The sequence below is a fragment of the Streptomyces sp. NPDC006365 genome, assembly GCF_042870755.1.
GTDB classification, from domain to species: domain Bacteria; phylum Actinomycetota; class Actinomycetes; order Streptomycetales; family Streptomycetaceae; genus Streptomyces; species Streptomyces xiangluensis.
The window spans coordinates 13113-38022 of record NZ_JBIAHS010000008.1; the positions used below are offsets into that span (position 1 = coordinate 13113).

Consider the following 24910-nt stretch of genomic DNA (forward strand, 5'->3'; position numbering starts at 1 on the left):
GTTCTCCCTGCCGACCCGGGTATCGGCAGGGAGCTCTCGATGCCGCACACTGGTACCTCGTGAGTTCCCATCCCCCGATACCCACCCGGGTCGTGCTGCTGTGCGGCCCCTCCGGTTCCGGCAAGTCTCTTCTCGCGGCCCGGTCCGGCCTTCCGGTGCTGCGGCTCGACGACTTCTACAAGGAGGGCGACGATCCGACGCTGCCGCAGGTGGCGGGCAGTTCGGACGTCGACTGGGACCATCCGCTGTCCTGGGACGCGGACACGGCCGTCGAGGCGATCGCCGAGCTGTGCCACAAGGGGCGTACGAAGGTTCCCGTGTACGACATCTCCCTCAGCGCCCGTACCGGCGAGGAGACCGTCGACATCGGCAGGACCCCGCTGTTCATCGCGGAGGGCGTCTTCGCCGCCGAGATCGTCGGACGCTGCCAGGAACTCGGTGTGCTGGCGGACGCGCTGTGCCTGAGCCGGGGCCCGGTGCGGACGTTCCGCCGCCGTTTTCTGCGGGACCTCAAGGAGGGCCGCAAGTCCGTCCCGTTCCTGCTCCGCCGCGGCTGGCGCCTGATGCGCGCCGAACGCTCCATCGTGTCCCGCCAGACATCCCTGGGCGCGTACGCGTGCGACCGGGACGAGGCGATGGGTCGGCTGACGGCTGCCGCGGCCGGGCGGTGTGTGACGGCGAAGAACACCGCAACCATCAATTGAGGGACCCCGACGGCGAGAAACCACGTCCGCGAGAGCGGCGCCGGTTTAGGCGCAAAAAAGGAAAAAGCGGGACCGGATGGACCCCCCGGCCCTCCAGTCCCGCTCCCTTTTCCCTGTGATCCCCCGTGGTCCCCCGTTGACCCCGTGGTCCCCCCTGCGGTGCTCCCCCATTGCCCTGTCCGCCGCCTCCCCCCAGAGTGACGAACAGCCCCCGTGCTTCCCCCGTGCTTCCCCCGTACTTTCTTTCCCCCGTTGCCCTCGGCGGGCCTGTCAGGCGACAAGCTCCCCGAAGGACTCCTCCTCGTCACGGCCGAAGCTGAGGACCTCGTCCTCGCGCAGCCGACGGAGCGACCGCCAGATGCTGGACTTCACCGTGCCGACACTGATGTCGAGGATCTCCGCGATCTCCGGGTCCGTGCGGCCCTCGTAGTAGCGCAGGACCAGCATGGTGCGCTGGAGTTCGGGCAGCCGGGCGAGCGCCTGCCACAGGACGGCGCGCAGCTCGGTGCCGCGCATCGCGTCCGTGTCGCCGGCCGTCTCCGGCAGCTCCTCGGTCGGGTACTCGTTCAGCTTGCGGCGGCGCCACGCGCTGATGTGCAGGTTGGTCATGGTGCGACGGAGGTAGCCCCCGACCGCGGCCTTGTCGCTGATCCGGTCCCATGCCTTGTACGTCGAGAACAGCGCGCTCTGCAGCAGGTCCTCGGCCTCGAAGCGGTCGCCGGTCAGGTGGTAGGCGGTTGCGTACAGGGAGGCGCGGCGCTCCTGGACGTAGGCGGTGAACTCCGCCTCCGACACCGAACGACGCTCCCCCGAGCCCTCCCCGTACGTGGATCCCCCGTGCGTTCCCCCGTTGCCCCCCACCAGATGTGCGTCAACCACCGTCATGTACGACCCGGTGTGCTGACGCCCGGTGCCGCGAGCGCACCCCCGCCCGCTCACGGCACCGGACTTCTCGGTGTTGCGTGCGACGTCGTGAAGACGCGTGACAACTGCGACCGCGCTAGTGCTGGTGCTGTGCAGCGTGTTCATCTCGCGCCCCCCGTCGTGGAGTTCCGGTCTCTCGGTACCGCTCTGTGGTGCTTCCTTGCCTGTGCCGAGAAGCTTGCCTACGCGACTTCATGACGGTGTCAGCCGACTGTCACAGGCGTGCAACAGGGACGGGGCCCGGGCACAGCACAGGTTGATCACAGAGAAGCGTCGTACGGCTACTCATCCGGTATCTCGGACGGTCACTCCTATGGGTGAGATGTGTGGGAGCGCTCCAGGAGTCGATACGGCGCCATGTCATGGGACAGAATGACGTCCGTGCCTTCCCTGTTGCTGATCGAGGACGACGACGCCATCCGTACGGCCCTGGAGCTGTCGCTGACGCGCCAGGGGCACCGTGTGGCCACCGCTGCCACCGGCGAGGACGGTCTGAAGCTGTTGCGCGAGCAGCGGCCGGACCTGATCGTGCTGGATGTGATGCTGCCCGGCATCGACGGGTTCGAGGTGTGCCGGCGCATCCGGCGCACGGACCAGCTGCCGATCATCCTGCTCACCGCCCGCAGTGACGACATCGACGTGGTGGTCGGGCTGGAGTCGGGGGCCGACGACTATGTCGTCAAGCCGGTGCAGGGGCGGGTGCTGGACGCCCGGATCCGGGCCGTGCTGCGACGTGGCGAACGGGAGGCCAACGACTCGGCGACGTTCGGCAGCCTGGTGATCGACCGCGCCGCGATGACGGTCACCAAGAACGGCGAGGATCTCCAACTGACGCCCACCGAGCTGCGGTTGCTCCTGGAGCTCAGCCGCCGGCCCGGACAGGCGCTGTCCCGCCAGCAGTTGCTGCGTCTGGTCTGGGAGCACGACTACCTCGGTGACTCGCGGCTCGTCGACGCCTGTGTGCAGCGGCTGCGCGCGAAGGTGGAGGACGTGCCCTCCTCGCCCACGCTCATCCGTACCGTGCGCGGCGTGGGATACCGGCTGGACAGTCCTCAGTGACACAAGCGCAGGGCAAGCTCCGCGGCTGGGCCGCGGCGCGCAGGACGATACTGGCGGGGCTGCGGTTCACGAGCCTGCGACTGCGTCTGGTCGTCGTGTTCGGGCTCGTCGCGCTCACCGCGGCGGTTTCGGCGTCGGGTATCGCGTACTGGCTCAACCGCGAGGCCGTGCTGACCCGTACGCAGGACGCGGTGCTGCGCGACTTCCAGCAGGAGATGCAGAGCCGCGCGAGCGCCCTGGCGATGCATCCGACGCAGGACGACCTGGAAGGCGTCGCACGCCAGATGGCGAACAGCCCGCAGGGGTTCAGTGTGCTGCTGATCGCCGAGGACGAGGCGGGGCAGACCGTCGTCGGCAACTCCGATCTGGACGACTTCTCCCTGGACGACGTGCCGAAGTCCCTCCAGAAGGCGGTGAACAGGGAGCAGGAGGTCACCTCGGGCAACAAACAGCCGTACCACCTGTACTGGCAGCGGATCCTCGACGGCGACCATCCGTATCTGGTGGGCGGCGCGAAGGTGATCGGCGGCGGGCCGACCGGCTACATGCTCAAGTCCCTGGAGCCGGAGGCCGAGGACCTCAACTCCCTTGCCTGGTCGCTGGGTATCGCGACCGGGCTGGCGCTGATCGGTTCGGCGCTGCTCGCGCAGGCCGCCGCGACGACCGTGCTCAAGCCGGTGCACCGCCTCGGCACGGCGGCCCGGCGGCTCGGCGAGGGCAAGCTGGACACCCGGCTGCGGGTGTCGGGCACGGACGAACTCGCCGATCTGTCACGGACTTTCAACCGTGCCGCGGAGGCTCTGGAGAAACGGGTCGCGGACATGAGCGCGCGCGATGAGGCCTCCCGCCGCTTCGTGGCGGACATGTCGCACGAACTGCGGACACCGCTGACCGCGATCACGGCCGTGACCGAGGTCCTTGAGGAGGAGCTCGACGCGGAGACCGGCAGCGTGGACCCGATGATCGAGCCCGCCGTACGCCTCGTCGTCAGCGAGACGCGGCGCCTGAACGACCTCGTGGAGAACCTCATGGAGGTCACCCGCTTCGACGCGGGCACGGCCCGGCTTGTCCTGGACGATGTCGACATAGCCGACCAGATCACGGCGTGCATCGACGCGCGCGCCTGGCTGGACGCGGTGGAGCTGGACGCCGAGCGCGGCATCACCGCGCGTCTCGACCCGCGCCGCCTGGACGTGATCCTGGCGAACCTGATCGGCAACGCCCTCAAGCACGGCGGCTCCCCGGTACGCGTGTCCGTGCGCGAGGAGGGGGACGACGTGCTCATCGAGGTGCAGGACCACGGCCCCGGCATCCCCGAGGAGGTCCTCCCGCACGTCTTCGACCGCTTCTACAAGGCGAGCGCCTCCCGCCCGCGCTCCGAGGGCAGCGGCCTGGGCCTGTCCATCGCCCTGGAGAACGCGCACATCCACGGCGGCGAGCTCACCGCCGCCAACTCCCAGTCGGGCGCTGTGTTCACCCTGAGGCTGCCGCAGGACGCCTCGGTCCTGACGGACCAGGAGGACGGGCAGGACCGGTCGGGCCGGGGAACCCGGACGAAGAACGGCAAGTCCCGAGAGGGCAACGGCTCCAAGGGGGAGGCGCGATGACCGTACGCGGCTCAGGGGGCCTACGCGGCTCAGGCGGCGTACGCGGCTCAGGCGGCGTACGCGGCTCAGGCGGCGTACGCGGCTCAGGCGGCGTACGACGGTTGCGTTCCGCCCTGCTCACCGTGCCGTTGCTCGCCGTGGCGCTCGCCGGATGCGGGATCCGGCCGACGGAGGTGCCGACAGAGTTCGGGCCCGCGCCGTCCCGGTTGTCCTGTACGGCGAGTGGGCCGGATCTCGGTACGCAGTCATCGGGCGGGATCCTCGTCCAGGTCTTCATGCTGTGTTCCTCGCAACTGGTGCGGGTCGACCGAATCGTGCGCGTCACCGACGGCAACACGGAAATGGACCGCGGACAGGCCGCGCAGGCGCTCCTCGACCAGCTCGCCGCGGAACCGACGGACACCGAGCGGCAGGCGGGCTACACGACGGACGTCCAGGAAGGCATGACGGTCGGCGAACCGCGCCCCGAGGACCCGAAGGGCGCGCTCCGGCTCAGCACCGAACCCGCCGCGCTCACCTCGTACGCCCTGGCCCAGCTCATCTGCACCTTCAGCGCCTCGGCCGCGGCCTCCGACGGCGGGGCGGTGATCCTAGGCGGCCCCGGCAAGGACCCCGTACGCCGCTACGAGTGCACGCCGGAGGTCCTCTCCAGGCCGGGCACCCAGTCCCCGCCGTCGACGGAGGTCGGCCGGCCCTGAGCGCCCCGTAGGGGCGCGGGGCTGTGACATATGCGGCTCCACGGCGGGGCGCGACCAGCCCCCACCGGCCCGAAGGTTCTCACCTGCTTCCAGCACAGCGCTCGGCGTGGACGTGGCGGACGCCTCACCCGTGTGAGGCAAGCCCTTGCGACACACGGAACCGATCCTGCCGAAGGCCGCGTCTTGGGGGTCGTGCAGCGTCAAGGCTCAAACGGCGGCAGCGCCGCGATCCGCATCCGTGCGGCGGGAGGTGTTCTTCTCGTCGCACATCTCGCGCTCGTCGCCTGGCTCACGCTGCGTCCCCTGGACGTGCCGTGGGTGAGCGCCGCGAACCTGCGTCCGTTCGCGAGTATCAGAGCCGATCTGGCGCTGGGCCCCGAGGCGGCGGCCCGCAATATCGGCAAGGGCCTGCTGCTGCTCGCTCCGCTCGGCGTACTGCTGCCCATGGCCGGCGGCAGGCTTGCCGCCTCCCCCCTGCTGTCCCTGCTCCGTACGGTCGCCGCCGGCGCCCTGCTCTCCATGGGCATCGAGCTCCTGCAGACCGGGGTCCCCGGCCAGGTCGTGGACGTCGACTCGCTGCTGCTCAACACCGTGGGAGTGGCCCTGGCCCATATGGCGTTCGTCCCTGCCGCACGCGCGAAGCTGCGCCGCCGGACCGAGACGCGGCGCCGGGCCGCCCTCCATCGGGAGGAAGCGGCTCAGGGTCGGACCCCGACGATTCCCAGGGTCGGGATCGCCCCGTAGAGCGACGCTTTGCCCCCTTCGTGCTCGTAGCGTGGAAGGCAGATGAGGCAGCCACAGGGGAGGCCTCGGACCACCTCTCACGAAGGAGCCGTGATGAACCGCCTTGCCCGCCCCACGAACGACCGGATGATCGGCGGAGTGTGCGCTGCGCTGGCACGGCGCTTCGGTACCTCCGCGACCACGATGCGCGTGATCTTCCTGGTGTCCTGTCTGCTGCCGGGTCCGCAGTTCCTGCTCTACATAGCGCTGTGGATCCTGTTCCCCTCGGAGGGGAAGGCGGCTCGTACGGCCTGGTGATCCACGCACCCCACATGCACGTACGCCGATGGGGCGCCCCCCGGATTGGAGGAGGCGCCCCATCGGTGCGTGCATGTGCGGACTCAGACCGCGGGAAGCCCCGGCAGGCCGGCCGCGGGCATCTGGGGCGGCAGGCCGCCGAGCAGCTCCGTGCCGGGGGCGGTACCGGCCACGTCCGTGACCGGCGCGGCCGGGTCAGCGGGCAGCGCGGTCGGGTCCGCGGGCAGGACGCCCTCTGTGGCCGGCTGGGTGGTGCTCAGACCGCCGGCGGGCAGCGTCTGGGCGGCTTGGCCCAGAGGCACTACCGAGGTGACGGTGCCCAAGGTCCCGGTGGGGTCGGGCACGGCCGGGGCCGCGTTGGCGGCACCCGCGCCGACGGCGGCGAAGGCTGCACCGAGAGCGGCGACACCGAGGGTCTTGACAGCAGACTGCTTCATTTTCGACTTCGTCCTTGCGCTGTGACGGGTTTCGAGCGGTTCGAAACCGTAGTCACGTGGAAGAACGCCCCGCAAACATCGAAAAGCGGCCGGGGCGACAGTCGCACGGCCGCTTTCCCTACTACCCGATCAGCTCCCCTTGACCACAGAACCGCTGGTCGACGCGGTCTACTGGAACAGCCACTGGGACTTCAGCTCCGCATAGCCGGGCTTGATCACGTCATTGATCATCGCCAGCCGTTCATCGAAAGGAATGAATGCTGATTTCATCGCATTGACTGTGAACCACTGCATGTCGTCGAGCGAATAACCGAAGGCGTCGACAAGGTGCTCGAATTCCCGGCTCATGCTGGTGCCCGACATCAACCTGTTGTCCGTATTCACGGTCGCGCGGAAATGAAGCCGTCGAAGCAGCCCGATGGGGTGTTCGGCGTAGGAGTCGGCGGCGCCCGTCTGCAGGTTGGAGCTGGGGCACAGCTCCAGCGGGATGCGCTTGTCGCGCACGTACGAGGCGAGGCGGCCGAGCTTCACGGCGCCGTCGCCGGCGACATGGATGTCGTCGATGATGCGTACGCCGTGGCCGAGCCGGTCGGCGCCGCACCACTGGAGGGCCTGCCAGATGGAGGGCAGCCCGAAGGCTTCGCCGGCGTGGATCGTGAAGTGGTTGTTCTCCCGCTTCAGATACTCGAAGGCGTCCAAGTGGCGGGTGGGCGGGTAGCCGGCCTCGGCGCCCGCGATGTCGAAGCCGACCACACCCACGTCGCGGTAGCGGTTGGCGAGTTCGGCGATCTCCAGGGCGCGGGCCGCGTGCCGCATGGCGGTCAGCAGGGCGCCTACGCGGATCCGGTGGCCGCTCTCGCGGGCGCGCCGCTCGCCTTCCCGGAAGCCCTCGTTGACGGCTTCGACGACCTCTTCGAGGGTGAGCCCCTGCTCCAGGTGCTGCTCGGGCGCGTACCGCACCTCGGCGTAGACGACGCCGTCCTCGGCGAGGTCCTGGGCGCACTCGGCGGCGACCCTGACGAGGGCGTCGCGCGTCTGCATGACTCCGACGGTGTGGGAGAAGGTCTCCAGATACCGCTCCAGGGAACCGGAGTCGGCGGCCTCGCGGAACCAGACGCCGAGCTTGTCGGGGTCGGTCTCGGGGAGGTTGGTGTAGCCCGTCTCGCGGGCGAGATCGACGACGGTCCTGGGGCGCAGGCCCCCGTCGAGGTGGTCGTGCAGCAGGACCTTGGGGGCCCGGCGGATCTGGTCCGCACCGGGAGTGTGCTGGTGCTGGGTCGTCATTTCCGAATACTAACGCCTACGCGCGTAGAGCCCTCCTTCGGGAAATTCGCCGATACCCAACGGTGACCCTGCGGACGACTGACGTACACCGTTGCTTCTGACAATGTTCTGTCATGGCACAGCAAGCGACGCCGGTTCGCAGGGCCCGGCTGGGGCGGGCGCTCGGCACGGAACCGACGGCGGTGAGCGGCGTGGTGCTGCTGCTGCCCGGCGGCGAGGAGACCTCCGCCCGCAGGCCGTCACCGATGCTGGCGACCGCCTCCGTACGCTCGCTGGGCCGCCGCCTCGCGCGCGCGGGACGTACGGACGGGCTGATCGCGCACGTGGTGCACTACAGGTTTCGCGGCTGGAACGGCAGCGAGGCGCATCTCGCGCACGATGCCGCCTGGGCCGCCGACGAGGTCGTACGCCGCTACGGGGACGTGCCCGTGTGTCTCACCGGTCTCGACATGGGCGGCCGGGCAGCCCTGCACGCCGCCGGGCACGCCGCCGTCAACTCCGTGCTGTCGCTTTCACCCTGGCTCCCGGAGGACGATATGGCGGCCGCCGAGGAACCCGTCAAACAGCTCGGGGGGCGGCGGGTGCTGATCGTGCACGGGACGATGGATGCGCGCAGTGATCCGGAGTTGTCCTTTCGGCTCGCGGCGCGGGCGAAGAAGGCGAACCGGGACATCTGCCGGTTCGAGGTGCACTCCGATGGGCATGGGCTGTCCCAGCATCGGGAGGAAGTCCTCGCGCTTGCTGAGGACTTCGTGATGGGGGCGTTGTTCGGGCGGGGCTTTTCGCGGCCTGTGGAGGATGCGTTTGCCGCTCCGCCTCCGTTGGGCTTGCGGATGCCGCTCGCCTCCGGCTTTGGCAAGTCCCTTCGCCGTTAGGGCTCGGCGTAGTGGACGCGTGCGGGTCCGTTGTGGCTTGTCGCTCCCCCACTCTCGGCTCCGCTCGAGCGGGGGGACCCCCATCGCGGCGGAGCCGCTAGTTGATACAGCCGTGCTGCCCTTGTAGGCGCGCCCCAGGGGGACCTGCCTCGGAAAGTTACCGTCAGTCCGGGAGCAGGTTGCCCCTTCTCGACAGCAGGAACTTCTTGAAGGCTGCCACCGGTGGTGTGTCCGGGTGGCCCTCCAGCCAGGCGACGCCGATCTCCCGGGCCGCGCGCGGGGCGGTGACCGTGAGTTCGACAACTCCTGGGCGGGGTACGGCCGGTGGCGGCAGGAGGGCCACTCCAAGACCCGCCGCCACGAGACCCCGAAGCGTCTCGGCCTCCTCGCCCTCGAAGGCGATTCGGGGGCGGAAGCCGGCCTCCTTGCAGAGGTCGTCGGTGATGCGGCGGAGGCCGTAGCCGGGTTCCAGGGTGACGAAGGTTTCGTCGGCGGCCTCGGCCAGGCGGACGCGCTTGCGGCCGGCGAGGCGGTGGTCGGCGGGGACCACGAGGCGCAGCTTCTGCTCGTCTAGGCGGCGGGCCGCCAGGTCGGGGGCGTTCGGCATCGGTGAGGTGAGGCAGAGATCCAGTTCGCCCGAGCGCAGCCGTTCGATCATCGCCTCCCCGTAGTTCTGTACGAGGCTGAAGCGGACGCGTGGATGGTCGGCCCGGAAGGCACGGATGAGCCCGGGCACCGTTTCGGAGCCCATGGTGTGCAGAAATCCGAAGGCGACCTTGCCGGAGGTGGCGTCGGCGTCGGCCCGTACCGCGTCGGCCGCGCGCTCGATCTCGGCTAGCGCCCGCTCCACGGAACCGAGGAACGTACGCCCGGCGGAGGTGAGCGAGACCGTACGGCCCCGGCGGGCGAACAGGTCGACACCCAGGTCCTGTTCGAGTCGGACCATGGCGCGGGACAGAGTCGACTGCGGGACCTGCATCTCCTGCGCGGCGCGTGTGACGTGCTCGGTGCGGGCCACTCCCGCGAAGTACGTCAGGCGTGGTGCGAGCAGCGCGACGATGTCTTCTGTGTCACTGGATGGTGACAGGTGAGGCTCTGACCTCTGCTGATGCTTCATGGGAACGATTATGACGATTCCATGCATTGGACGGATGAGAGACCGTTCTTTAGGTTCGAAGCATGCCTTCCGTCAGTACCCAGGCGTCCACCACCATGGGCGCCGCCTCGACCGTTTCCGTACCTTCCGCCGCTTCCACCACCGACTCCCGCATGGCTCCGGGCGGGCCCGGCTACCGCCGGATGAGCCTCGCCCTCTTCCTCGCGGGTGTCGCGACCTTCGCGCTGCTCTACTCCACGCAGGCCCTTCTCCCGTTGATCTCCGGCGACTTCGGGGTGACGGCGAGCGCGGCGAGCTGGACGGTGTCGGCGGCGACCGGCGCGCTGGCGCTGTTCGTCCTGCCGATGAGCGCGCTGTCGGAGCGCTTCGGCCGGCGTACGGTCATGACGGCGTCCCTGGGGATCGCGGTGACCGTCGGGCTGCTGGTTCCCTTCGCCCCGTCGGTCGGCGCGCTGATCGCGCTGCGGGCGGTGCAGGGTGCGGCGCTGGCCGGGCTGCCGGCCTCGGCGACGGCGTATCTGGCGGAGGAAGTGCGGCCGAAGGCGCTGATCACCGCGATCGGTCTGTTCGTCGCGGGCAACAGCGTCGGCGGTATGAGCGGCCGGGTCATCACCGGCTGGGTCGCGCAGGAGTGGGGCTGGCGGGTCGCCGTCGGCACGATCGGGGTCGTCGCGGTGGCCTGCGCGGTCGCGTTCCGGCTGCTGCTGCCGGCACCGAAGCACTTCAAGGCGGGCTCGTTGCGGCCTCGGGTGCTGGCCCGCACGGTCCGCGCCCACCTCTCGAATCCGCTGCTGCGTCGGCTGTACGCGATCGGTGCGCTGTTCATGACGGTGTTCGGCGCCGTCTACACGGTGATCGGCTACCGGCTGACCGACGCCCCGTTCTCCCTCCCCCAGGGGATCATCGGCTCGATCTTCCTCGTCTACCTGGTCGGTACGGTCTCGGCGTCGACGGCGGGCAAGCTGGTGAGCCGCCTCGGCCGCCGGGGCTCGCTCTACCTGGCAGGCGGCACGACGACAGCGGGCCTGCTCCTTTCGCTGGCGGACTCGCTGGTGCCGGTCCTGCTCGGCCTGGTCCTGATCACGGCGGGCTTCTTCGCGGGCCACGCGGTCGCCTCGTCGTCGGTGAGCCACACGGCGAAGCAGGGGCGCGCGCAGGCTTCCGCCCTGTACCAGTCCGCGTACTACGTGGGGTCCAGTGCGGGCAGCACGCTCGGCGCGATCGCGTTCCACGCGGGGGGCTGGGGCGGGACGGTCGCGTTCGGGCTGCTGGCCGTGGTCGGGGTCGTGGGGATCACGGTGCTGGGGTCGCATGCGGCTCGGGTGCAGGCGCGGCGGGGGCTGGTGACGGCGCACTGACGCCGTCGCTGACGCGGGCCCTGAGTGCCGGGGCCGGCGTCGGGGTCTTTCGCCCCCGCCGCCCCTACCCATCCCATCCCTGGGGCTGCGCCCAGAGCCCCACCAGGGGCTGCGCCCCTGGACCCCACTGGCGCTGCGCCCCGGCTCTCCTTCGGGGCTCCGCCCTGAAACCCCTCGGGGCTCCCCCGGACTGCGTTTCGGGGGCAGTCCCCGGACCCGGTCCTCAAACGCCGGACGGGCTGATTTTCTCCGGAGGCGGAGCCCCCTGACCTGGTCCTTCGTGTGGTCCGGGGGCCGTTGTCAGTGGGCTGCGGTAGCTTCCGAGGTGCTGGCGCGCAAAGGTGCGCGTGACGGAATGAGCCACAGGGGTGGGTTGGCCATGAGCGACGGTACGGCGACTGCAGCGGATCTCGATGTCCGGCTGGAGAAGCACCGGGTCGAGCTGACGGGGTACTGCTACCGCATGCTCGGCTCGTCCTTCGAGGCGGAGGACGCGGTGCAGGACACACTGGTGCGCGCCTGGCGCAGCTACGACAAGTTCGAAGGCCGCTCCTCGATGCGCTCGTGGCTGTACCGGATCGCGACGAACGTATGCCTGGACATGCTGACGGCGGGCAACAAGCGAGCCCGCCCCATGGACCTGACGGACTCGACACCGCTGGCGCAGGCGGCACTGACCCCGCGCCCGGACAACACCTGGCTGGAACCCATGCCGGACAACCGCGTACTACCCACCCCCAGCGACCCGGCAGAGGCGGCGGTGGCCAAGGAGTCGGTGCGCCTCGCCTTCATGGCCGCCCTCCAGCAACTGCCGCCCAAGCAGCGGGCCGTGCTGATCCTGCGCGAGGTCCTGGCCTGGAAGGCGAGCGAGGTCGCCGAGCTGCTCGACACCACGGTCGCCTCGGTCAACAGCGCGCTCCAGCGGGCCCGCGCGACGCTCGCGGAGCGCGAGGGCGCGGCCGAGGAGGGCGCCGTCTCCGACCCGCTGGACGAGGAGCAGCAAAAGCTTCTGGAGCGCTATGTGGCGGCGTTCGAGGGGTACGACATGACGGCGTTGACGGCGCTGCTGCACGAGGACGCCGTGATGACGATGCCGCCGTTCGATCTGTGGCTGAGCGGCCCCGAGGACATCACGGGCTTCATGACGACGCTGGGCGCCCCCTGCGCGAACTCGCACCTGGTGCCGGTCGAGGTCAACGGCCTGCCCGGCTTCGCCCAGTACAAGCCGGATCCGGAGAACGGCGGCTATACGCCGTGGGCCGTTCAGGTCCTGGAGATTTCAGGGGGCCGGATCGTGGGGTTCCACTGTTTCCTCGACACGAAGCGGTGGTTCCCGCTCTTCGGGCTGCCCCTCCACCTCGAAGCGGATCCCGACGAGGCCGAGCAGCGCGCGTAGCGCAGGGTCAGGGTCGCGCAGGCGTATCCGGCCCCCGGCCCGGCGGGCAGCGAGCTGGAGTCTGGCCAGTACGTCGACGGTGGTCAGTCCGGGCGGACCGAGACCCGCGACATCGCAGACCAAGACCCCGGCACCGGTGGCCTCCAGTCTCGCGCGCACGTCCTCGCACAGCCGGGGCACGTCATCACGGGTGACGGAGCCGGGCAGCACGAGTACGGCGGGTGTCATGGAGTTCACGAACGGTAGACCGGGCGGCGGCGCGGAACTCATCGCCGATCCTGCGTGAGGTCGCGTCGTCCAAGGTCACATTGACCTTGGGAGGGCGTACCCCGGAGGGTTTGGTGTATGCCCCATGAATCAGCGCCCGTACGGATACCCCACGCACCCGACGAACCGGCAGCCGTACGGATCTCCGCCCGCTTCCTCGCGCCCGAGGGGACTTCGTGCAGGGGGTGCTGAACGGCTTCGCGGTGATCGCAGTGGTCATCGGCGTCGGCTACTTGATCGGCCGCCGGGGCTATCTCGGGGACAACGGACGGGAGGTGCTGACCAAGCTCGCCTTCCATGTGGCCACACCCGCCCTGCTCTTCACCACCCTCGCGCAGGCCGACCTGTCGGTGATCCTGTCCAGCCGGCTGCTGGTCACGGCGATCAGTACGTGCGCGGTCGCCGGTGTCTTCGTCGCGGTCGGTGTCGTACGCCGCTGGGGTGTGGGCCGGACGACGATCGGCGCGCTGTGCTCCAGTTATGTCAACGCGGGGAACCTCGGCATCCCGATCGCCGTGTATGTGCTGGGCGATGCCTCGCTCGTGGCGCCCGTGCTGCTGTTCCAGCAGATCGTGATGACGCCCGTCGCGCTGACGATCCTCGACCTGTCGGGACCGGGCGGGAAGGGCACGGTCTGGCGGCGGGTGACCGCTCCCGTCCGCAACCCCGTCGGCATCGGCTCCCTGTCCGGCGTGGCCGTCTCGGCGAGCGGACTGACGGTCCCGGGCCCGGTCCTCGACCCGCTGACGCTGATCGGGAACATGTCGGTCCCGGCCGTCCTCCTGGCCTTCGGCATCTCCCTGTGCGGCAGCACGATGCCGGGACGGGGTCCCGACCGGCACCTTGTCCTGCTTTCGGTCGCCCTGAAGTCGGTGGGCCAGCCCTTGGCCGCCTGGGCCCTGGCGGCCGGCGTCTTCGGCCTGCGCGGTGCGCCCCTGCTCGACGTGGTGGTCACCTCGGCCCTGCCCGCCGCCCAGAACCTCTTCACGTATGCCTCGCGTTACAGGGTCGGTGAAGTGCTGGCGCGTGAAGCGATCCTGCTGTCGACGATGTTCGCGGTGCCGGTGTTGGTGGTGGTCGCGGCGTTGCTGGGGTGAGGGTGGCTCAGCCGACGGGAGGACGTACGGCAGGTCAGGCAATACGTTCCAGGACCACCGGCGCAGCCGTGAAGTCCGTGCCCGACGCCGCGACGTCGTACGAACCCTCGACCGCCTCCAGCGCGTACGCGAAGCGTTCCGGAGTGTCCGTGTGCAGGGTCAGCAATGGCTGGCCTTCCGTCACCGTGTCGCCCGGCTTCGCGTGCATCTCCACGCCTGCGGCCGCCTGGACCGGGTCCTCCTTGCGGGCGCGGCCCGCACCCAGGCGCCAGGCCGCGATGCCGATGTCGTACGCGTCGAGGCGGGTCAGGACGCCCGATGAGGAGGCCTTGACCACGTGCTGTTCACGGGAGGTCGGCAGGGGCGCGTCCAGGTCGCCGCCCTGGGCCGTGATCATGCGGCGCCATACGTCCATCGCTGAACCGTCGGCCAGGGCCTTGGCCGGGTCCGCGTCCTTCACGCCCGCCGCGTCCAGCATTTCGCGGGCCAGGGCAAGGGTCAGCTCGACCACATCGGAAGGGCCGCCGCCAGCCAGGACCTCCACCGACTCGCGGACCTCGAGCGCGTTGCCCGCCGTCAGGCCCAGCGGGGTCGACATGTCCGTCAGGAGCGCGACCGTCCGCACTCCGTGGTCCGTGCCCAACCCGACCATGGTGGACGCCAGTTCACGCGCGTCCTCGATCGTCTTCATGAAGGCGCCCGTACCCACCTTCACGTCCAGGACCAGCGAACCCGTACCCTCCGCGATCTTCTTCGACATGATCGAGGAAGCGATCAGAGGGATCGCCTCAACCGTCCCCGTCACATCGCGCAGCGCGTACAGCTTCTTGTCGGCGGGAGCCAGACCGTCGCCCGCCGCGCAGATCACCGCGCCGACGCCGTCCAGGACGTTCAGCATCTCCTCGTTCGAGAGCAGCGCCCGCCAGCCCGGGATCGACTCCAGCTTGTCGAGGGTGCCGCCGGTGTGGCCGAGGCCGCGGCCCGACAGCTGGGGAACGGCGGCCCCGCACGCCGCCACCAAAGGTGCCAGCGGAAGCGTGATCTTGTCGCCCACTCCGCCCGTGGAGTGCTTGTCGGCCGTCGGGCGGGACAGCGTCGAGAAGTCCATGCGCTCGCCGGAGGCGATCATCGCCGCCGTCCAGCGGGCGATTTCGGCACGGTTCATGCCGTTGAGCAGGATGGCCATCGCAAGGGCGGACATCTGCTCGTCGGCTACCTCACCGCGGGTGTACGCGTCGATGACCCAGTCGATCTGCTCGTCGCTGAGCTCACCACGGTCCCGCTTGGTGCGGATGACGGAGATGGCATCCGCCAGCAACAGCGTCATGGCTTTCCTTCCACAATGCACTTGTCGTCGCTTGTCACTTGTTGAGATGGCCCGGGCCGAAAGCCTGCGGCAGCATCTCCGACAGCGGCACGATCCCCGCCGGCGTCTCCAGGAGCAGCTCGGGGCCCCCGAACTCGTACAGCAGCTGGCGGCAGCGCCCGCACGGGACCAGGATCTCGCCGCGGCCGTCCACGCAGGTGAAGTGCGTCAGCCGGCCGCCGCCGGTGAGCTGTAGCTGGGAGACCAGCCCGCACTCGGCGCACAGCCCGATCCCGTACGACGCGTTCTCGACATTGCAGCCCGACACCGTGCGGCCGTCCTCGACCAAGGCCGCCGCGCCGACCGGGAAGCCCGAATACGGGGCGTACGCACGGGACATGGCGGTACGTGCCGCTTCCCGGAGGGCCTCCCAGTCGACGGCGTGTGTCACTTGCCCTGGCCTTTTCGATACGGCATGCCGTTCGCCCTCGGCATTCGCAGGCGCTGCGCGGACAGTGCGAGGACGAGCAGCGTGATGACGTACGGCGTGGCGGAGACGACCTGGTTCGGGACCTCGTCGGTGAGGGCGTACCAGGTGAAGACCAGCACGCCGACGGCCAGAGTCGGCACGGCGGCCACATACCTCTTCTTGACCACCAGCCAGATCGCGCCGATGACCAGCAGGATCGCGGCGAGCAGCAGCAGGGCGTGGACGTTCGAGGAGCCGCCGCGCAGGTTGAGGCTGTCGGTGTAGCCGAACAGGCCGGCGCCGATGGCGAGTCCGCCCGGCATCCAGTTGCCGAAGATCATCGCGGCGAGACCGATGTAGCCGCGACCGCTGACCTGGCCCTCCAGGTAGAAGGGGTTGGCCACGATGGAGAGGAACACGCCGCCGAGACCGGCCAGGCCGCCGGAGATGATCACGGCCAGGTACTTGTACTTGTAGACGTTGACGCCGAGCGACTCGGCGGCGACCGGGTTCTCACCGCAGGACCGCAGGCGCAGGCCGAAGGCGGTGCGCCACAGGACCCACCAGGTGCCGGGGATCAGCGCGATGGCGATCAGGGTCAGCCAGGAGACGTTGGTGACCAGGCCGCCGAGCAGGCCCGCGATGTCGGAGATCAGGAACCAGCCCTCGCGGTTGAGGTCGATGAGCACGTCGGAGAGGCCCGGCACCGTGAAGTCGCCGAGGGATTCCACCGGCGGGGACTGCTTGGCCGAGCCGCCCTGGACGCCCTCGAAGGCGAGCGGGGCGAGGTAGCGGGTGGCACCGAGGGCCAGGATGTTGATGGCCACACCGGAGACGATGTGGTTGACGTTGAAGGTGATGGTGACGATCGCGTGCAGCAGTCCGCCGACGCAGCCGCCGATGATGCCGACGAGGATGCCGGTCCAAGGCCCCCACTGGTAGCCGGCCCAGGCGCCGAACCAGGTGCCGAGGATCATCATGCCCTCGAGGCCGATGTTGACGACGCCCGCGCGTTCCGCCCACAGACCGCCGAGACCGGCGAGGCCGATCGGGACGGCCAGTTCGAGCGCGGTGGACATCTGGCTGACATTGGTGATGCCGTCGGCGCCGGTGATGATGCGGACGATCGAGGTCAGCGCCAGGGCGCCCGCGATGATCAGCAGAAGGACAGGGAGTGTCAGGCGACGGCCGACGGGTGCCGCGGGCTGCAGCGTGGGCTGGTTGAGGTCGGTTGCGGTGGTCATCGGCCAGCCACCTCCTTCTCGGTCGAGTTGGCAGAGGAGGCGCCGAGGACGTGGCCCGCGGCGAGTTCAGCGCCGACGCGGCGCTGCTGGCGGCGCAGACCCCATTCGCGTACGGCCTCGTACGAGACGACGACCGAGAGCACGATCAGGCCCTGCATGATGACCGCGATCTCCTTGTCGTAGTCGTGGAAGTCCAGCTCGGGCGAGGCCTTGTCGAGCCAGGCCCACAGCAGGGCCGCGAAGGCGATGCCGGTCGGGTTGTTGCGGCCGAGCAGGGCGATGCCGATGCCCAGGAAGCCGATGCCGGTGGGGAAGTTGAGGCTGTACGTGTGCGTGTCGCCGAGCAGGATCGGCAGGCCCGCCATGCCCGCGAGACCGCCGGAGAGCAGCATCGCGGTGACCACCATGCGCTTGGGGTCGACTCCGCTGGCCGCGGCGGCGGTCGTCGAGGCGCCGGAGGAGCGCAGGTCGAAACCGAAGCGGGTGCGGTTGAGCATCACCCAGTAGCCGATACCGAGCAGCACCGCGATGACCACGAAGCCGTAGATCTCGCCGGCCGCGCCCATGTCGATGCCGGGCATCCAGCCGGACTCGTGCATCTCGCCGGTGGTGTTGTTGTTGCCGACCTTGACGCCGAAGACGTTGGGCAACCACAGGTAGCCGATGACGGAGGTCGCGATGGCGTTGAGCATGATCGTCGCGACGACCTCGCTGACGCCTCGGGTGACCTTGAGGACGCCGGCGATGCCCGACCAGAACATGCCGGTGAAGACCGCGGTGAGGATCAGCAGCGGGATCTGCAGGGCCGCCGGCAGCGCGACATGGGCGCCGACGATCGCGGCCATCATGGCGGCGAGCTGGTACTGCCCGTCCACGCCGATGTTGAACAGGTTCATCCGGAAGCCGATGGCCACCGCGAGCGCCGCGATGTAGTACATCGAGGCCTGGTTGATGATCAGGACCTGGACGTCGGAGAACGTGGCCTGCTCGAACATCAGCGTGTACGGCTCGACCGGGTTCTTGCCGGAGGCGACCAGCACGATCGAGGTCAGGGCCACGGCCACGACGAGCGCGATGACCGGCCCGGCCACCGCGAGGAGCACGCGCTCCCTGTCGAACTTCTTCATCAGCGGGCCTCGTCTTCCGGGGCTTCTGCCTTGGTCTTCGCCGGACCGTCTGCCTTGGTCATCGCCGGACCGTCCGACGAGGGCGCAGCGTCCGCAGCGCCCTGGTCGGACTCGTCGTGTTCGAGGTGTCCGGAGGCGGCGCCGGTCATGGCCGAGCCGAGTTCCTCCGGGGTGATGGTGGCCGGGTCGGCGTCCGCGACCAGCCTGCCGTTGTAGATCACCCGGAGGGTGTCGGAGAGACCGATCAGCTCGTCCAGGTCGGCGGAGATCAGCAGCACGGCCAGGCCCTCGCGGCGTGCCTCGCGTATCTGGTCCCAGATCGCGGCCTGCGCGCCGACGTCCACACCGCGGGTGGGGTGGGCGGCGAGCAGGAAGCGCGGCTTGTGGCTCATCTCGCGGCCGACGATCAGCTTCTGCTGGTTGCCGCCGGACAGGGAGGCCGCCGTGACGTCGATGCCGGGAGTGCGGACGTCGTACGCCTCGACGATGCGCCGTGTGTCCGCCTGCGCGGCCTTCGGGTCGAGCCAGACGCCCTTCGCGTTGGGCCGCTCGGTGACATGGCCGAGGATGCGGTTCTCCCAGAGCGGGGCTTCCAGGAGCAGTCCGTGGCGGTGGCGGTCCTCGGGGATGTAGCCGACGCCCTGCTCGCGGCGCTTGCGGGTGGGCCAGGAGGTGATCTCCTCCTCGGCCAGCTTGATGACGCCCGAGTCGGCGTGCCTGAGGCCGATGAGCGCGTCGACCAGCTCGGTCTGGCCGTTGCCCTCGACTCCGGCCAGGCCCAGGACCTCACCCGCGTGGATGGTGAAGCTGATGTCGTCGAGCAGGGCCTTGCCGCCGGGAGCTTCCAGGCGCAGGTCCTCGACCGTCAGTACGGGGCGGTCGGTGACCGTGGACTCCGCGGTCTCCGGCGTCGGCAGCTCGCTGCCCACCATCAGCTCGGCGAGCCGGCGCGAGGTCGTCTCGGCGGGCACGACCGTACCGACCGTCGTACCGCGTCGGATGACCGTGATCTCGTCGGCGACCGAGAGCACCTCGCCCAGCTTGTGGGAGATGAAGATGACCGACAGGCCCTCGGCCCTGAGCTCGCGCAGGTTGGCGAAGAGTGCGTCCACCTCCTGCGGCACGAGGACGGCGGTGGGCTCGTCCAGGATCAGCGTGCGGGCGCCGCGGTAGAGAACCTTGAGGATCTCCACGCGCTGGCGGGCGGCCACACCGAGTTCCTCGACCAGGAGGTCGGGGCGCACCCCGAGGCCGTACCGCTCGGAGATCTCCTGGATCTTGCGGCGGGCCTTGCCGCCGATGCCGTACAGCTTCTCGCTGCCCAGCACGACGTTCTCGAGGACGGTCAGGTTGTCGGCGAGCATGAAGTGCTGGTGCACCATGCCGATGCCGCGGGCGATGGCGTCGGCGGGCGACGAGAAGGTGACCTGCTCGCCGTCGATCGCGATGGTGCCCTCGTCCGGCTTCTGCATGCCGTAGAGGATCTTCATCAGGGTCGACTTGCCGGCGCCGTTCTCGCCGACGAGGGCGTGGACGGTGCCCTTACGGACGCTGAGGTGGATGTCGTGGTTGGCCACGACGCCCGGGAATCGCTTGGTTATCCCGGCAAGTTCGACTGCGGTCACCTGACCGCCCGCCGCCTCGGCCGGAGGGCTGCTGGACGCGTTGATGGCGCACTCTCCTGGGGAAGGGGGTCGTCTACGCGCGCCCCTACGGCATCGGAAGAGGGGCGACGTACCGCCGACAACGGGGTACGGGGAGCCAGACTCCCGGTACCCCGTTCAGCGGACGTAACCCCGCGGTTACCAGCGGCCACTCGGGACCGCCGCACTGCTCGTGGCCCTACGGGATCAGCTGGTCTTGACCTTGATCTCGCCGCTGATGATCTTCTCCTTGGCCGTCGTGATGGCTTTCTGGAGCTCGGTGTTGTTCTTGAACTCCGGGTTGGAGTCCGCGAGGCCGACCTGACCTGCCTTGAGATCGCCCCTGACGATACCGGTCTCGGGCTTGCCGTCCTCGACCGACTTGGAGAGGTTGTACACCGCCTTGGCGACGTCCTTCGTCGCCGAGGTCAGGATGTGGTTCTTGTACTTGGCGAGGGCTTCCTGCTTGTACTGGTCGGAGTCGACGCCGATCGCCCACACCTTGCCTGCGGCGGCGGCCTCGATCACACCCTGGCCCGAGAGACCCGCCGCCTGGTAGACGACGTCGGCCTTCTTCTCGATCTGGCTCTCGGCGGCCGTCTTGCCCTTGTCGGGGCTGGAGAAGCCACCCTCCTCCGCGGTCTGCGTCAGATACTGCGAGAGGACCTTCACCTTGGGATTCGTGTCCGCGACTCCCTGCTCGAAGCCCGCCTGGAACTTGTGGATCAGCGGGATGTCCACACCGCCCACGAAGCCGACCGTGTTCGTCTTCGTGGACTTGGCCGCGGCGACACCGGCGAGGTACGAGGCCTGCTCCTCGGAGAAGACCAGGTCCGCGACGTTCTTCGCCTCGATCGTGGAGTCGTCGACGATGCCGAAGGTGGTGTCCGGATACTTCTCCGCCGCCTCCTTCACAGCAGTCGCGTAGGCGTAGCCAACGCCGACGACCGGGTTGTAGCCCTGCTTCGCCAGCGAGACCAGACGCTGCGTCTTGTCGGCGTCCGTCTCACCCTCGGTGGGCTCGACGTCGGTGGTCTCGTACCCGAACTCCTTCTCCGCCCGCTCCAGACCCGCGTACGCCGCGTCGTTGAAGGACTGGTCGCCCTTGCCGCCGACGTCGTACGCGATGGCGAGGCCCTGGTTGCCGTCCGCCTCCGAGGAGGCGGAGGTCGAGGTGCCGCCGCAGGCGGTCAGGGCGAGGGCGAGAGAGGTGGTCGCGGCGCCTGCGAGAGCGAGGCGGGAAACCCGGCGCATGAGTTGTTGCTCCTGTCGTACAAAGCGGCCTTGGTGAAGTCCGGTGCGGTCCCGCGCCCCGTGAGGGGCGCGGAGCTGTGTCAATTTGCGGCTCCGCCGCGTGGGCGCGACCGGCCTCCGCCGGCCCGCGGTGCGTCACGGTTCTTCCAGCGGAGCGCCAAGCGCCCTTGCGGTACGGCTCTGGCGCTGGCTTCGCCGCAGAGTAACGCGCGTAGACCCGCGAGAAAACCCCCACCGTTCACCTTGTTATCCGGCCGTGAACAACACCGCGGACCCCGGCGAAAGACGAGCAGGCGGGCGCCATGCGCGCCCGCCTGCCTCCCCCAACCGTGCCGAGCAATCGTTACTCGGTCTTGACCTTGATGGTGCCGTCGATGATGGCGGCCTTGGCCTTGTCCACCGCGTCCTTGAGGCCCGCGATCTTGGCGTACTCCGGGTTGGTCTCGGAGAGGCCGACGCCGTCCACCTTCAGGTCGAAGGTCTGCACGCCGGTCAGCGGCTTCTTGTCCTCGACGGACTTGGCGAGCGCGTACACGGCGCCACCGACGTCCTTGAGCGCCGAGGTCAGGATGTAGTTCTTGTACTTGGCGAGAGCCTGCTGCTCGTACTGGTCGGAGTCGACGCCGATCGCCCACTTCTTCTGGGTGGCGGCGGCCTCGATCACACCCTGGCCCGAGAGACCGGCGGCCTGGTAGACGACGTCCGCGTTGTTCTCCAGCTGGGACTCGGCGGCCGCCTTGCCCTTGTCGGGGCTGGAGAAGCCACCCTCTTCGGCGGTCTGCGTCAGGTACTGCGAGAGGACCTTGACCTTGGGGTTGGTGTCGGCGACACCCTGCTTGTAGCCGGCCTCGAACTTGTGGATCAGCGGGATGTCCACACCGCCGACGAAGCCGACCGTGTTGGTCTTGGTCGCCTTGGCGGCGGCGACACCGGCGAGGTACGAGGCCTCGTTCTCGGCGAAGACCAGGGACGCCACGTTCTTGCCCTCGACGACCGAGTCGACGATGCCGAAGCTGACCTTCGGGTACTTCGCGGCGACCTCCTGCATCGCGGGGCCGTACGCGAACCCGACACCGACGATGGGGTTGTAGCCCTGCTTGGCCAGCGAGGTCAGGCGCTGCACCTTGTCGGCGTCGGTCTCACCCTCGGTGGGCTCGATGTCGGCCGTGTCGTAGCCGAACTCCTTCTTGGCCTTGTCCAGGCCCGAGAAGGCGGCGTCGTTGAAGGACTGGTCGCCCTTGCCGCCGATGTCGTAGGCGATGGCGAGGCCCTTCTTGCTGTCGCCCTCACCATCGCTGCTTCCGGCTTCATTGCTGGTGCCGCCGCAAGCCGTGGCAGCGAGCGCGAGCGACGCGACCCCCACCGCGACTCGGGTCAGTTTGGATATCCGACGCATGTTGAAGTTTCCCCATTCTCCAAAGCCCGCAGTGGGTGCTGAGTTCGGCGCAGATTAACGCGCGTAGACACTGGGGGGAATGGGGTACCGCCTGGCCGTTATCCATTCGTGCCGATGGCCGGTTAAGTCCTTGTGAACCGCGGTCCCGAAAGGTGCGATTCGCGCATAACGCCCCTTGTGGCACTCACCCTCCGTATGCCCGGTCGGCCTCTACGTGACGGTGCGCGCGCCGTAGAGGCACGCGCACCGGGCTGCCTCGCGGGTGGTCGGTGGCGCAACCGGAGTGATGCCGTGCGGCCACCCGGCTTGCCGAGTCGCTTACTGGGCCGCGTCGAGGAGGGCGCTCGCCGTGAAGAGCTCGACACCGACCGTGATGGCGTGCTCGTCCGCGTCGAAGTCACCCTGATGCAGATCCCGTACGCCGCGCTCACCGGGCGTCCGTACACCGAGGCGGGCCATCGCGCCTGGCACCCGCTCCAGGTACCAGGAGAAGTCCTCGCCGCCCAGGCTCTGCTCGGTGTCCTCGACGGACTGGGCGCCGAAGCGGGTGGCCATCGCCTCGCGGAGCAGTTCGGTCGTCATCGGGTCGTTGACGACGGGCGGGACGCCGCGGATGTAGTTGATCTCCGACTTCGCCTTGTAGAGGTTGGCGATCTCGTCGATCGCGGCGTGCACGAGGTCGGGGGCGGCACGCCAGGAGTCGAGGTCCAGGCAGCGCACGGTTCCGGACAGCTCGGCGTGCTGGGGGATGACGTTGCAGGCGTGCCCGGACTCGATACGGCCCCAGGTGACGGCGAGTCCGCTACGGGCGTCGACACGGCGGGCGACCAGGGCGGGCACGTCGGTGACGACGCGGGCGGCGGCGGTCACGAGGTCGGTGGTGAGGTGAGGGCGCGCGGTGTGTCCGCCGGCGCCGTCCAGCGCGACCTCGAGCCGGTCGCACGCCGAGGTGATGGGTCCGTGCCTCAGCCCGATGCGCCCCGCGTCGACCCGCGGGTCGCAGTGCACGGCGACGATGCGTCCGACACCGTCCAGGGCTCCGGACTCGATGGCGTCGGGCGCACCGCCGGGCAGCACTTCCTCGGCGGGCTGGAAGATCAGCCGTACGGCACGCCTCAGCAGGCCCTTCTTGTGCAGCTCGGCGAGCACGAGGCCGGCGCCCAGCACCACGGTCGTATGGACGTCGTGTCCGCAGGCATGCGCACGGTCGGGGACGGTCGAGCGATACGCGCAGTCGACCTTCATGTCCGGGATCGGCAGCGCGTCGATGTCCGCGCGCAGGGCGAGCATGGGGTGGGCGGGGTCCGGTTCGCCGATGTCACAGATGAGCCCGGTTCCGATGGCGAGCACACGGGGCCGGAGCCCGGCGCGCTCCAGCCGTGCCTTGATCGCCGCGGTGGTACGGAACTCCTGGTTGCCGAGCTCCGGGTGCATGTGGAGGTCGCGGCGGAACGCTACGAGTTCCGTGCGCAGGCCCTCCGGGAGCGTGCCGGGGAGCACTGCTCCGCCGGTCGTTGCGGCCTCGGACTCTAGGGACATCAGTTGCTTCACCCTTTGAAGGGTAGGGCGACACGGGGGCCGGCTGGCCCACGATCCACAAAAAATCAGCCCGCCGGCCGAGAAAACCCGCCCGCGTCGCGCTTACATATCAGGCACGATGGGTAAACTCGCCCGGCTTCGGGCCGAGGCGGGGCCTCCGCTCCCGGAACCACGGGGATGACCGGTGCTGCCGGTGGAGGCCGGACTCGATGCCCGGACTTCTACGCATACCACGCATCCCAGTCGCGGGCCGTTCCAGCTCGCCCGCTCGGACGCCCGCCCGCAACGCATCGCACGGCCCTCCCCCGAAGCCGACGTTCCGCCGAAGAACGCGTGAACCGCGGCCACCGACCCCATGCCGCGCAGTATCGTCCCCGACCGTGAGCGAACCGGACTTCATACGTAACACCCGCGCGTCCTACGACTCGATAGCCACCGAGTACGCGGACCGCTTTCCCGACGACCTGGAACGTAAGCCTCTGGACAAGGCGCTGATCAACGGGTTCGCCGAGCTCGTGCGGGGCGCCGGGGTCGGCCCCGTGGCCGATGTCGGATGTGGGACGGGGCATGTGACGGCCTACCTCAGCAGCCTGGACACGCCCGTGTTCGGGATCGACCTGTCACCGAAGATGGTCGCGATGGCGCGGCAGTCGTACCCCGAGCTTCGTTTCCATGTGGGCTCGATGACGGCCATCGACCTGCCGGACGACGTACTCGGCGGAATCGCGGCCCTGTACTCCACCATCCACGTCCCGGACGACCAACTCGCCGATGTCTTCACCGAGTTCCACCGCGTACTCGCCCCCGGCGGCCACCTGCTGCTCGCCTTCCAGGCAGGCGACGAGCACTTCGAGCTGGCGGAACGCTTCGGCCACGCCATCTCGCTGGACTATCACTGGCGGCGTCCCGAGAACGTCACCGAGCTCATCGACAAGGCCGGACTCGTCATGCACGCCCAGGTGATCCGCGAGCCCAACGAGAACGAGAAGCTCCCGCGCGCCTTTCTGCTGGCCCGCAAACCCCACTGAGCCCGCGCTGGGCCCGCGCTGAGCCCGCGCTGGGCCCTCA

General features: G+C 69.4%; 24 protein-coding genes. 11 read left to right on the forward strand and 13 right to left on the reverse strand.

Features of this window, described 5'->3' with window-relative positions:
• Positions 1-59: 59 nt before the first annotated feature.
• Positions 60-704, forward strand: a complete 645-nt coding sequence (locus ACFYO0_RS22350; protein ID WP_388678635.1) for a uridine kinase — start codon at positions 60-62, stop codon at positions 702-704.
• Between the two features lie 270 nt (positions 705-974).
• Here ACFYO0_RS22350 and ACFYO0_RS22355 read toward each other — a convergent pair whose 3' ends face one another.
• Positions 975-1733: a SigE family RNA polymerase sigma factor gene (locus ACFYO0_RS22355; protein ID WP_388678637.1), complete on the reverse strand. Its 759-nt coding sequence runs from the start codon at positions 1731-1733 to the stop codon at positions 975-977.
• Positions 1734-2009: 276 nt separating this feature from the next.
• Between ACFYO0_RS22355 and afsQ1 the strand changes: the two genes are divergently transcribed.
• From afsQ1 to ACFYO0_RS22380, 5 genes are all read left to right on the forward strand, one after another.
• Positions 2010-2687 (forward strand): two-component system response regulator AfsQ1, encoded by a 678-nt coding sequence (gene afsQ1, locus ACFYO0_RS22360; protein ID WP_128380879.1) that lies wholly within the window; start codon positions 2010-2012, stop codon positions 2685-2687.
• Positions 2684-4294, forward strand: coding sequence for an ATP-binding protein (locus ACFYO0_RS22365; protein WP_388678640.1), 1611 nt, complete (start codon positions 2684-2686; stop codon positions 4292-4294). Before afsQ1 ends, ACFYO0_RS22365 begins: the two co-directional genes overlap by 4 nt.
• On the forward strand, positions 4291-4992 hold the full coding sequence (locus tag ACFYO0_RS22370) for a hypothetical protein (protein ID WP_388678642.1): 702 nt from the start codon (positions 4291-4293) through the stop codon (positions 4990-4992). Before ACFYO0_RS22365 ends, ACFYO0_RS22370 begins: the two co-directional genes overlap by 4 nt.
• A 192-nt stretch (positions 4993-5184) precedes the next feature.
• Complete coding sequence (locus tag ACFYO0_RS22375; protein ID WP_386351066.1) at positions 5185-5736, forward strand: VanZ family protein; 552 nt, start codon at positions 5185-5187, stop codon at positions 5734-5736.
• A gap of 93 nt (positions 5737-5829) precedes the next feature.
• Positions 5830-6033, forward strand: a complete 204-nt coding sequence (locus ACFYO0_RS22380; RefSeq protein ID WP_033325258.1) for a PspC domain-containing protein — start codon at positions 5830-5832, stop codon at positions 6031-6033.
• Positions 6034-6116: 83 nt separating this feature from the next.
• Here ACFYO0_RS22380 and ACFYO0_RS22385 read toward each other — a convergent pair whose 3' ends face one another.
• Together ACFYO0_RS22385 and ACFYO0_RS22390 are read right to left on the reverse strand one after the other, a co-directional pair.
• Positions 6117-6470, reverse strand: coding sequence for an ATP-binding protein (locus tag ACFYO0_RS22385; protein WP_388678645.1), 354 nt, complete (start codon positions 6468-6470; stop codon positions 6117-6119).
• 168 nt (positions 6471-6638) lie between these two features.
• A complete protein-coding gene (locus tag ACFYO0_RS22390; RefSeq protein ID WP_388678647.1) occupies positions 6639-7754 on the reverse strand; it encodes an adenosine deaminase in 1116 nt (371 codons plus the stop codon).
• Positions 7755-7867: 113 nt separating this feature from the next.
• Here ACFYO0_RS22390 and ACFYO0_RS22395 point away from each other — a divergent pair, with 113 nt between their 5' ends.
• Positions 7868-8629, forward strand: a complete 762-nt coding sequence (locus tag ACFYO0_RS22395; protein ID WP_388678650.1) for an alpha/beta hydrolase — start codon at positions 7868-7870, stop codon at positions 8627-8629.
• Between the two features lie 163 nt (positions 8630-8792).
• Here the strand turns inward: ACFYO0_RS22395 and ACFYO0_RS22400 are convergent, their stop codons facing one another.
• Positions 8793-9746, reverse strand: a complete 954-nt coding sequence (locus ACFYO0_RS22400) for a LysR family transcriptional regulator (protein ID WP_388678652.1) — start codon at positions 9744-9746, stop codon at positions 8793-8795.
• A 62-nt stretch (positions 9747-9808) separates the two neighbouring features.
• Here ACFYO0_RS22400 and ACFYO0_RS22405 point away from each other — a divergent pair, with 62 nt between their 5' ends.
• Positions 9809-11104 carry an MFS transporter gene (locus ACFYO0_RS22405; protein ID WP_388678655.1) on the forward strand — a complete coding sequence of 432 codons (1296 nt, stop codon included), beginning with the start codon at positions 9809-9811 and terminating at the stop codon, positions 11102-11104.
• Positions 11105-11483: 379 nt separating this feature from the next.
• A complete protein-coding gene (locus ACFYO0_RS22410; RefSeq protein ID WP_388678657.1) occupies positions 11484-12500 on the forward strand; it encodes a sigma-70 family RNA polymerase sigma factor in 1017 nt (338 codons plus the stop codon).
• Here the strand turns inward: ACFYO0_RS22410 and ACFYO0_RS22415 are convergent.
• Positions 12384-12770 carry an STAS domain-containing protein gene (locus ACFYO0_RS22415; protein ID WP_388678660.1) on the reverse strand — a complete coding sequence of 129 codons (387 nt, stop codon included), beginning with the start codon at positions 12768-12770 and terminating at the stop codon, positions 12384-12386. The two genes, ACFYO0_RS22410 and ACFYO0_RS22415, sit on opposite strands and share 117 nt — an antisense overlap.
• 173 nt (positions 12771-12943) lie before the next feature.
• Between ACFYO0_RS22415 and ACFYO0_RS22420 the strand changes: the two genes are divergently transcribed.
• Positions 12944-13864 carry an AEC family transporter gene (locus ACFYO0_RS22420; RefSeq protein WP_388678662.1) on the forward strand — a complete coding sequence of 307 codons (921 nt, stop codon included), beginning with the start codon at positions 12944-12946 and terminating at the stop codon, positions 13862-13864.
• A 34-nt stretch (positions 13865-13898) separates the two neighbouring features.
• Here the strand turns inward: ACFYO0_RS22420 and ACFYO0_RS22425 are convergent, their stop codons facing one another.
• The 8 genes from ACFYO0_RS22425 to ACFYO0_RS22460 all read right to left on the reverse strand — a co-directional run bounded on the left by ACFYO0_RS22425 (position 13899) and on the right by ACFYO0_RS22460 (position 23842).
• Positions 13899-15191: a thymidine phosphorylase gene (locus ACFYO0_RS22425; RefSeq protein ID WP_388678665.1), complete on the reverse strand. Its 1293-nt coding sequence runs from the start codon at positions 15189-15191 to the stop codon at positions 13899-13901.
• Positions 15192-15225: 34 nt separating this feature from the next.
• Positions 15226-15621, reverse strand: coding sequence for a cytidine deaminase (locus tag ACFYO0_RS22430; protein WP_388678668.1), 396 nt, complete (start codon positions 15619-15621; stop codon positions 15226-15228).
• Positions 15618-16883, reverse strand: a complete 1266-nt coding sequence (locus ACFYO0_RS22435; RefSeq protein WP_388678671.1) for an ABC transporter permease — start codon at positions 16881-16883, stop codon at positions 15618-15620. Before ACFYO0_RS22435 ends, ACFYO0_RS22430 begins: the two co-directional genes overlap by 4 nt.
• The gene (locus tag ACFYO0_RS22440) at positions 16880-18010 is read right to left on the reverse strand and encodes an ABC transporter permease (RefSeq protein WP_388678673.1); all 1131 of its coding nucleotides are present in this window, start codon (positions 18008-18010) and stop codon (positions 16880-16882) included. The genes ACFYO0_RS22435 and ACFYO0_RS22440 overlap by 4 nt, the downstream gene beginning before the upstream one ends.
• Complete coding sequence (locus ACFYO0_RS22445; protein ID WP_388678676.1) at positions 18010-19635, reverse strand: ABC transporter ATP-binding protein; 1626 nt, start codon at positions 19633-19635, stop codon at positions 18010-18012. The genes ACFYO0_RS22440 and ACFYO0_RS22445 overlap by 1 nt, the downstream gene beginning before the upstream one ends.
• Positions 19636-19860: 225 nt before the next feature.
• Positions 19861-20907 (reverse strand): BMP family protein, encoded by a 1047-nt coding sequence (locus tag ACFYO0_RS22450; RefSeq protein ID WP_388678678.1) that lies wholly within the window; start codon positions 20905-20907, stop codon positions 19861-19863.
• 343 nt (positions 20908-21250) lie between these two features.
• Entirely contained in the window at positions 21251-22303 is a 1053-nt protein-coding gene (locus ACFYO0_RS22455; RefSeq protein WP_388678681.1) for a BMP family protein, read from the reverse strand.
• 318 nt (positions 22304-22621) lie between these two features.
• Positions 22622-23842: a M20 family metallopeptidase gene (locus ACFYO0_RS22460; RefSeq protein WP_388678684.1), complete on the reverse strand. Its 1221-nt coding sequence runs from the start codon at positions 23840-23842 to the stop codon at positions 22622-22624.
• Between the two features lie 380 nt (positions 23843-24222).
• Between ACFYO0_RS22460 and ACFYO0_RS22465 the strand changes: the two genes are divergently transcribed.
• Positions 24223-24870: a class I SAM-dependent DNA methyltransferase gene (locus ACFYO0_RS22465; protein WP_388678687.1), complete on the forward strand. Its 648-nt coding sequence runs from the start codon at positions 24223-24225 to the stop codon at positions 24868-24870.
• Positions 24871-24910: the final 40 nt, after the last annotated feature.

What these genes read in the sequence shown, in the direction of transcription:
- ACFYO0_RS22435 (WP_388678671.1), bottom strand. Translation starts at nt 16,883, where the DNA reads ATGACCACCGCAACCGACCTCAACCAGCCCACGCTGCAGCCCGCGGCA.
- ACFYO0_RS22440 (WP_388678673.1), bottom strand. Translation starts at nt 18,010, where the DNA reads ATGAAGAAGTTCGACAGGGAGCGCGTGCTCCTCGCGGTGGCCGGGCCG.
- ACFYO0_RS22425 (WP_388678665.1), bottom strand. Translation starts at nt 15,191, where the DNA reads ATGACGCTGTTGCTGGCGGATGCCATCTCCGTCATCCGCACCAAGCGG.
- ACFYO0_RS22415 (WP_388678660.1), bottom strand. Translation starts at nt 12,770, where the DNA reads ATGAGTTCCGCGCCGCCGCCCGGTCTACCGTTCGTGAACTCCATGACA.
- ACFYO0_RS22410 (WP_388678657.1), top strand. Translation starts at nt 11,484, where the DNA reads ATGAGCGACGGTACGGCGACTGCAGCGGATCTCGATGTCCGGCTGGAG.
- ACFYO0_RS22385 (WP_388678645.1), bottom strand. Translation starts at nt 6,470, where the DNA reads ATGAAGCAGTCTGCTGTCAAGACCCTCGGTGTCGCCGCTCTCGGTGCA.
- ACFYO0_RS22455 (WP_388678681.1), bottom strand. Translation starts at nt 22,303, where the DNA reads ATGCGTCGGATATCCAAACTGACCCGAGTCGCGGTGGGGGTCGCGTCG.
- ACFYO0_RS22380 (WP_033325258.1), top strand. Translation starts at nt 5,830, where the DNA reads ATGAACCGCCTTGCCCGCCCCACGAACGACCGGATGATCGGCGGAGTG.
- ACFYO0_RS22355 (WP_388678637.1), bottom strand. Translation starts at nt 1,733, where the DNA reads ATGAACACGCTGCACAGCACCAGCACTAGCGCGGTCGCAGTTGTCACG.
- ACFYO0_RS22460 (WP_388678684.1), bottom strand. Translation starts at nt 23,842, where the DNA reads ATGTCCCTAGAGTCCGAGGCCGCAACGACCGGCGGAGCAGTGCTCCCC.
- ACFYO0_RS22400 (WP_388678652.1), bottom strand. Translation starts at nt 9,746, where the DNA reads ATGAAGCATCAGCAGAGGTCAGAGCCTCACCTGTCACCATCCAGTGAC.
- ACFYO0_RS22370 (WP_388678642.1), top strand. Translation starts at nt 4,291, where the DNA reads ATGACCGTACGCGGCTCAGGGGGCCTACGCGGCTCAGGCGGCGTACGC.
- ACFYO0_RS22405 (WP_388678655.1), top strand. Translation starts at nt 9,809, where the DNA reads ATGCCTTCCGTCAGTACCCAGGCGTCCACCACCATGGGCGCCGCCTCG.
- ACFYO0_RS22390 (WP_388678647.1), bottom strand. Translation starts at nt 7,754, where the DNA reads ATGACGACCCAGCACCAGCACACTCCCGGTGCGGACCAGATCCGCCGG.
- ACFYO0_RS22450 (WP_388678678.1), bottom strand. Translation starts at nt 20,907, where the DNA reads ATGCGCCGGGTTTCCCGCCTCGCTCTCGCAGGCGCCGCGACCACCTCT.
- ACFYO0_RS22395 (WP_388678650.1), top strand. Translation starts at nt 7,868, where the DNA reads ATGGCACAGCAAGCGACGCCGGTTCGCAGGGCCCGGCTGGGGCGGGCG.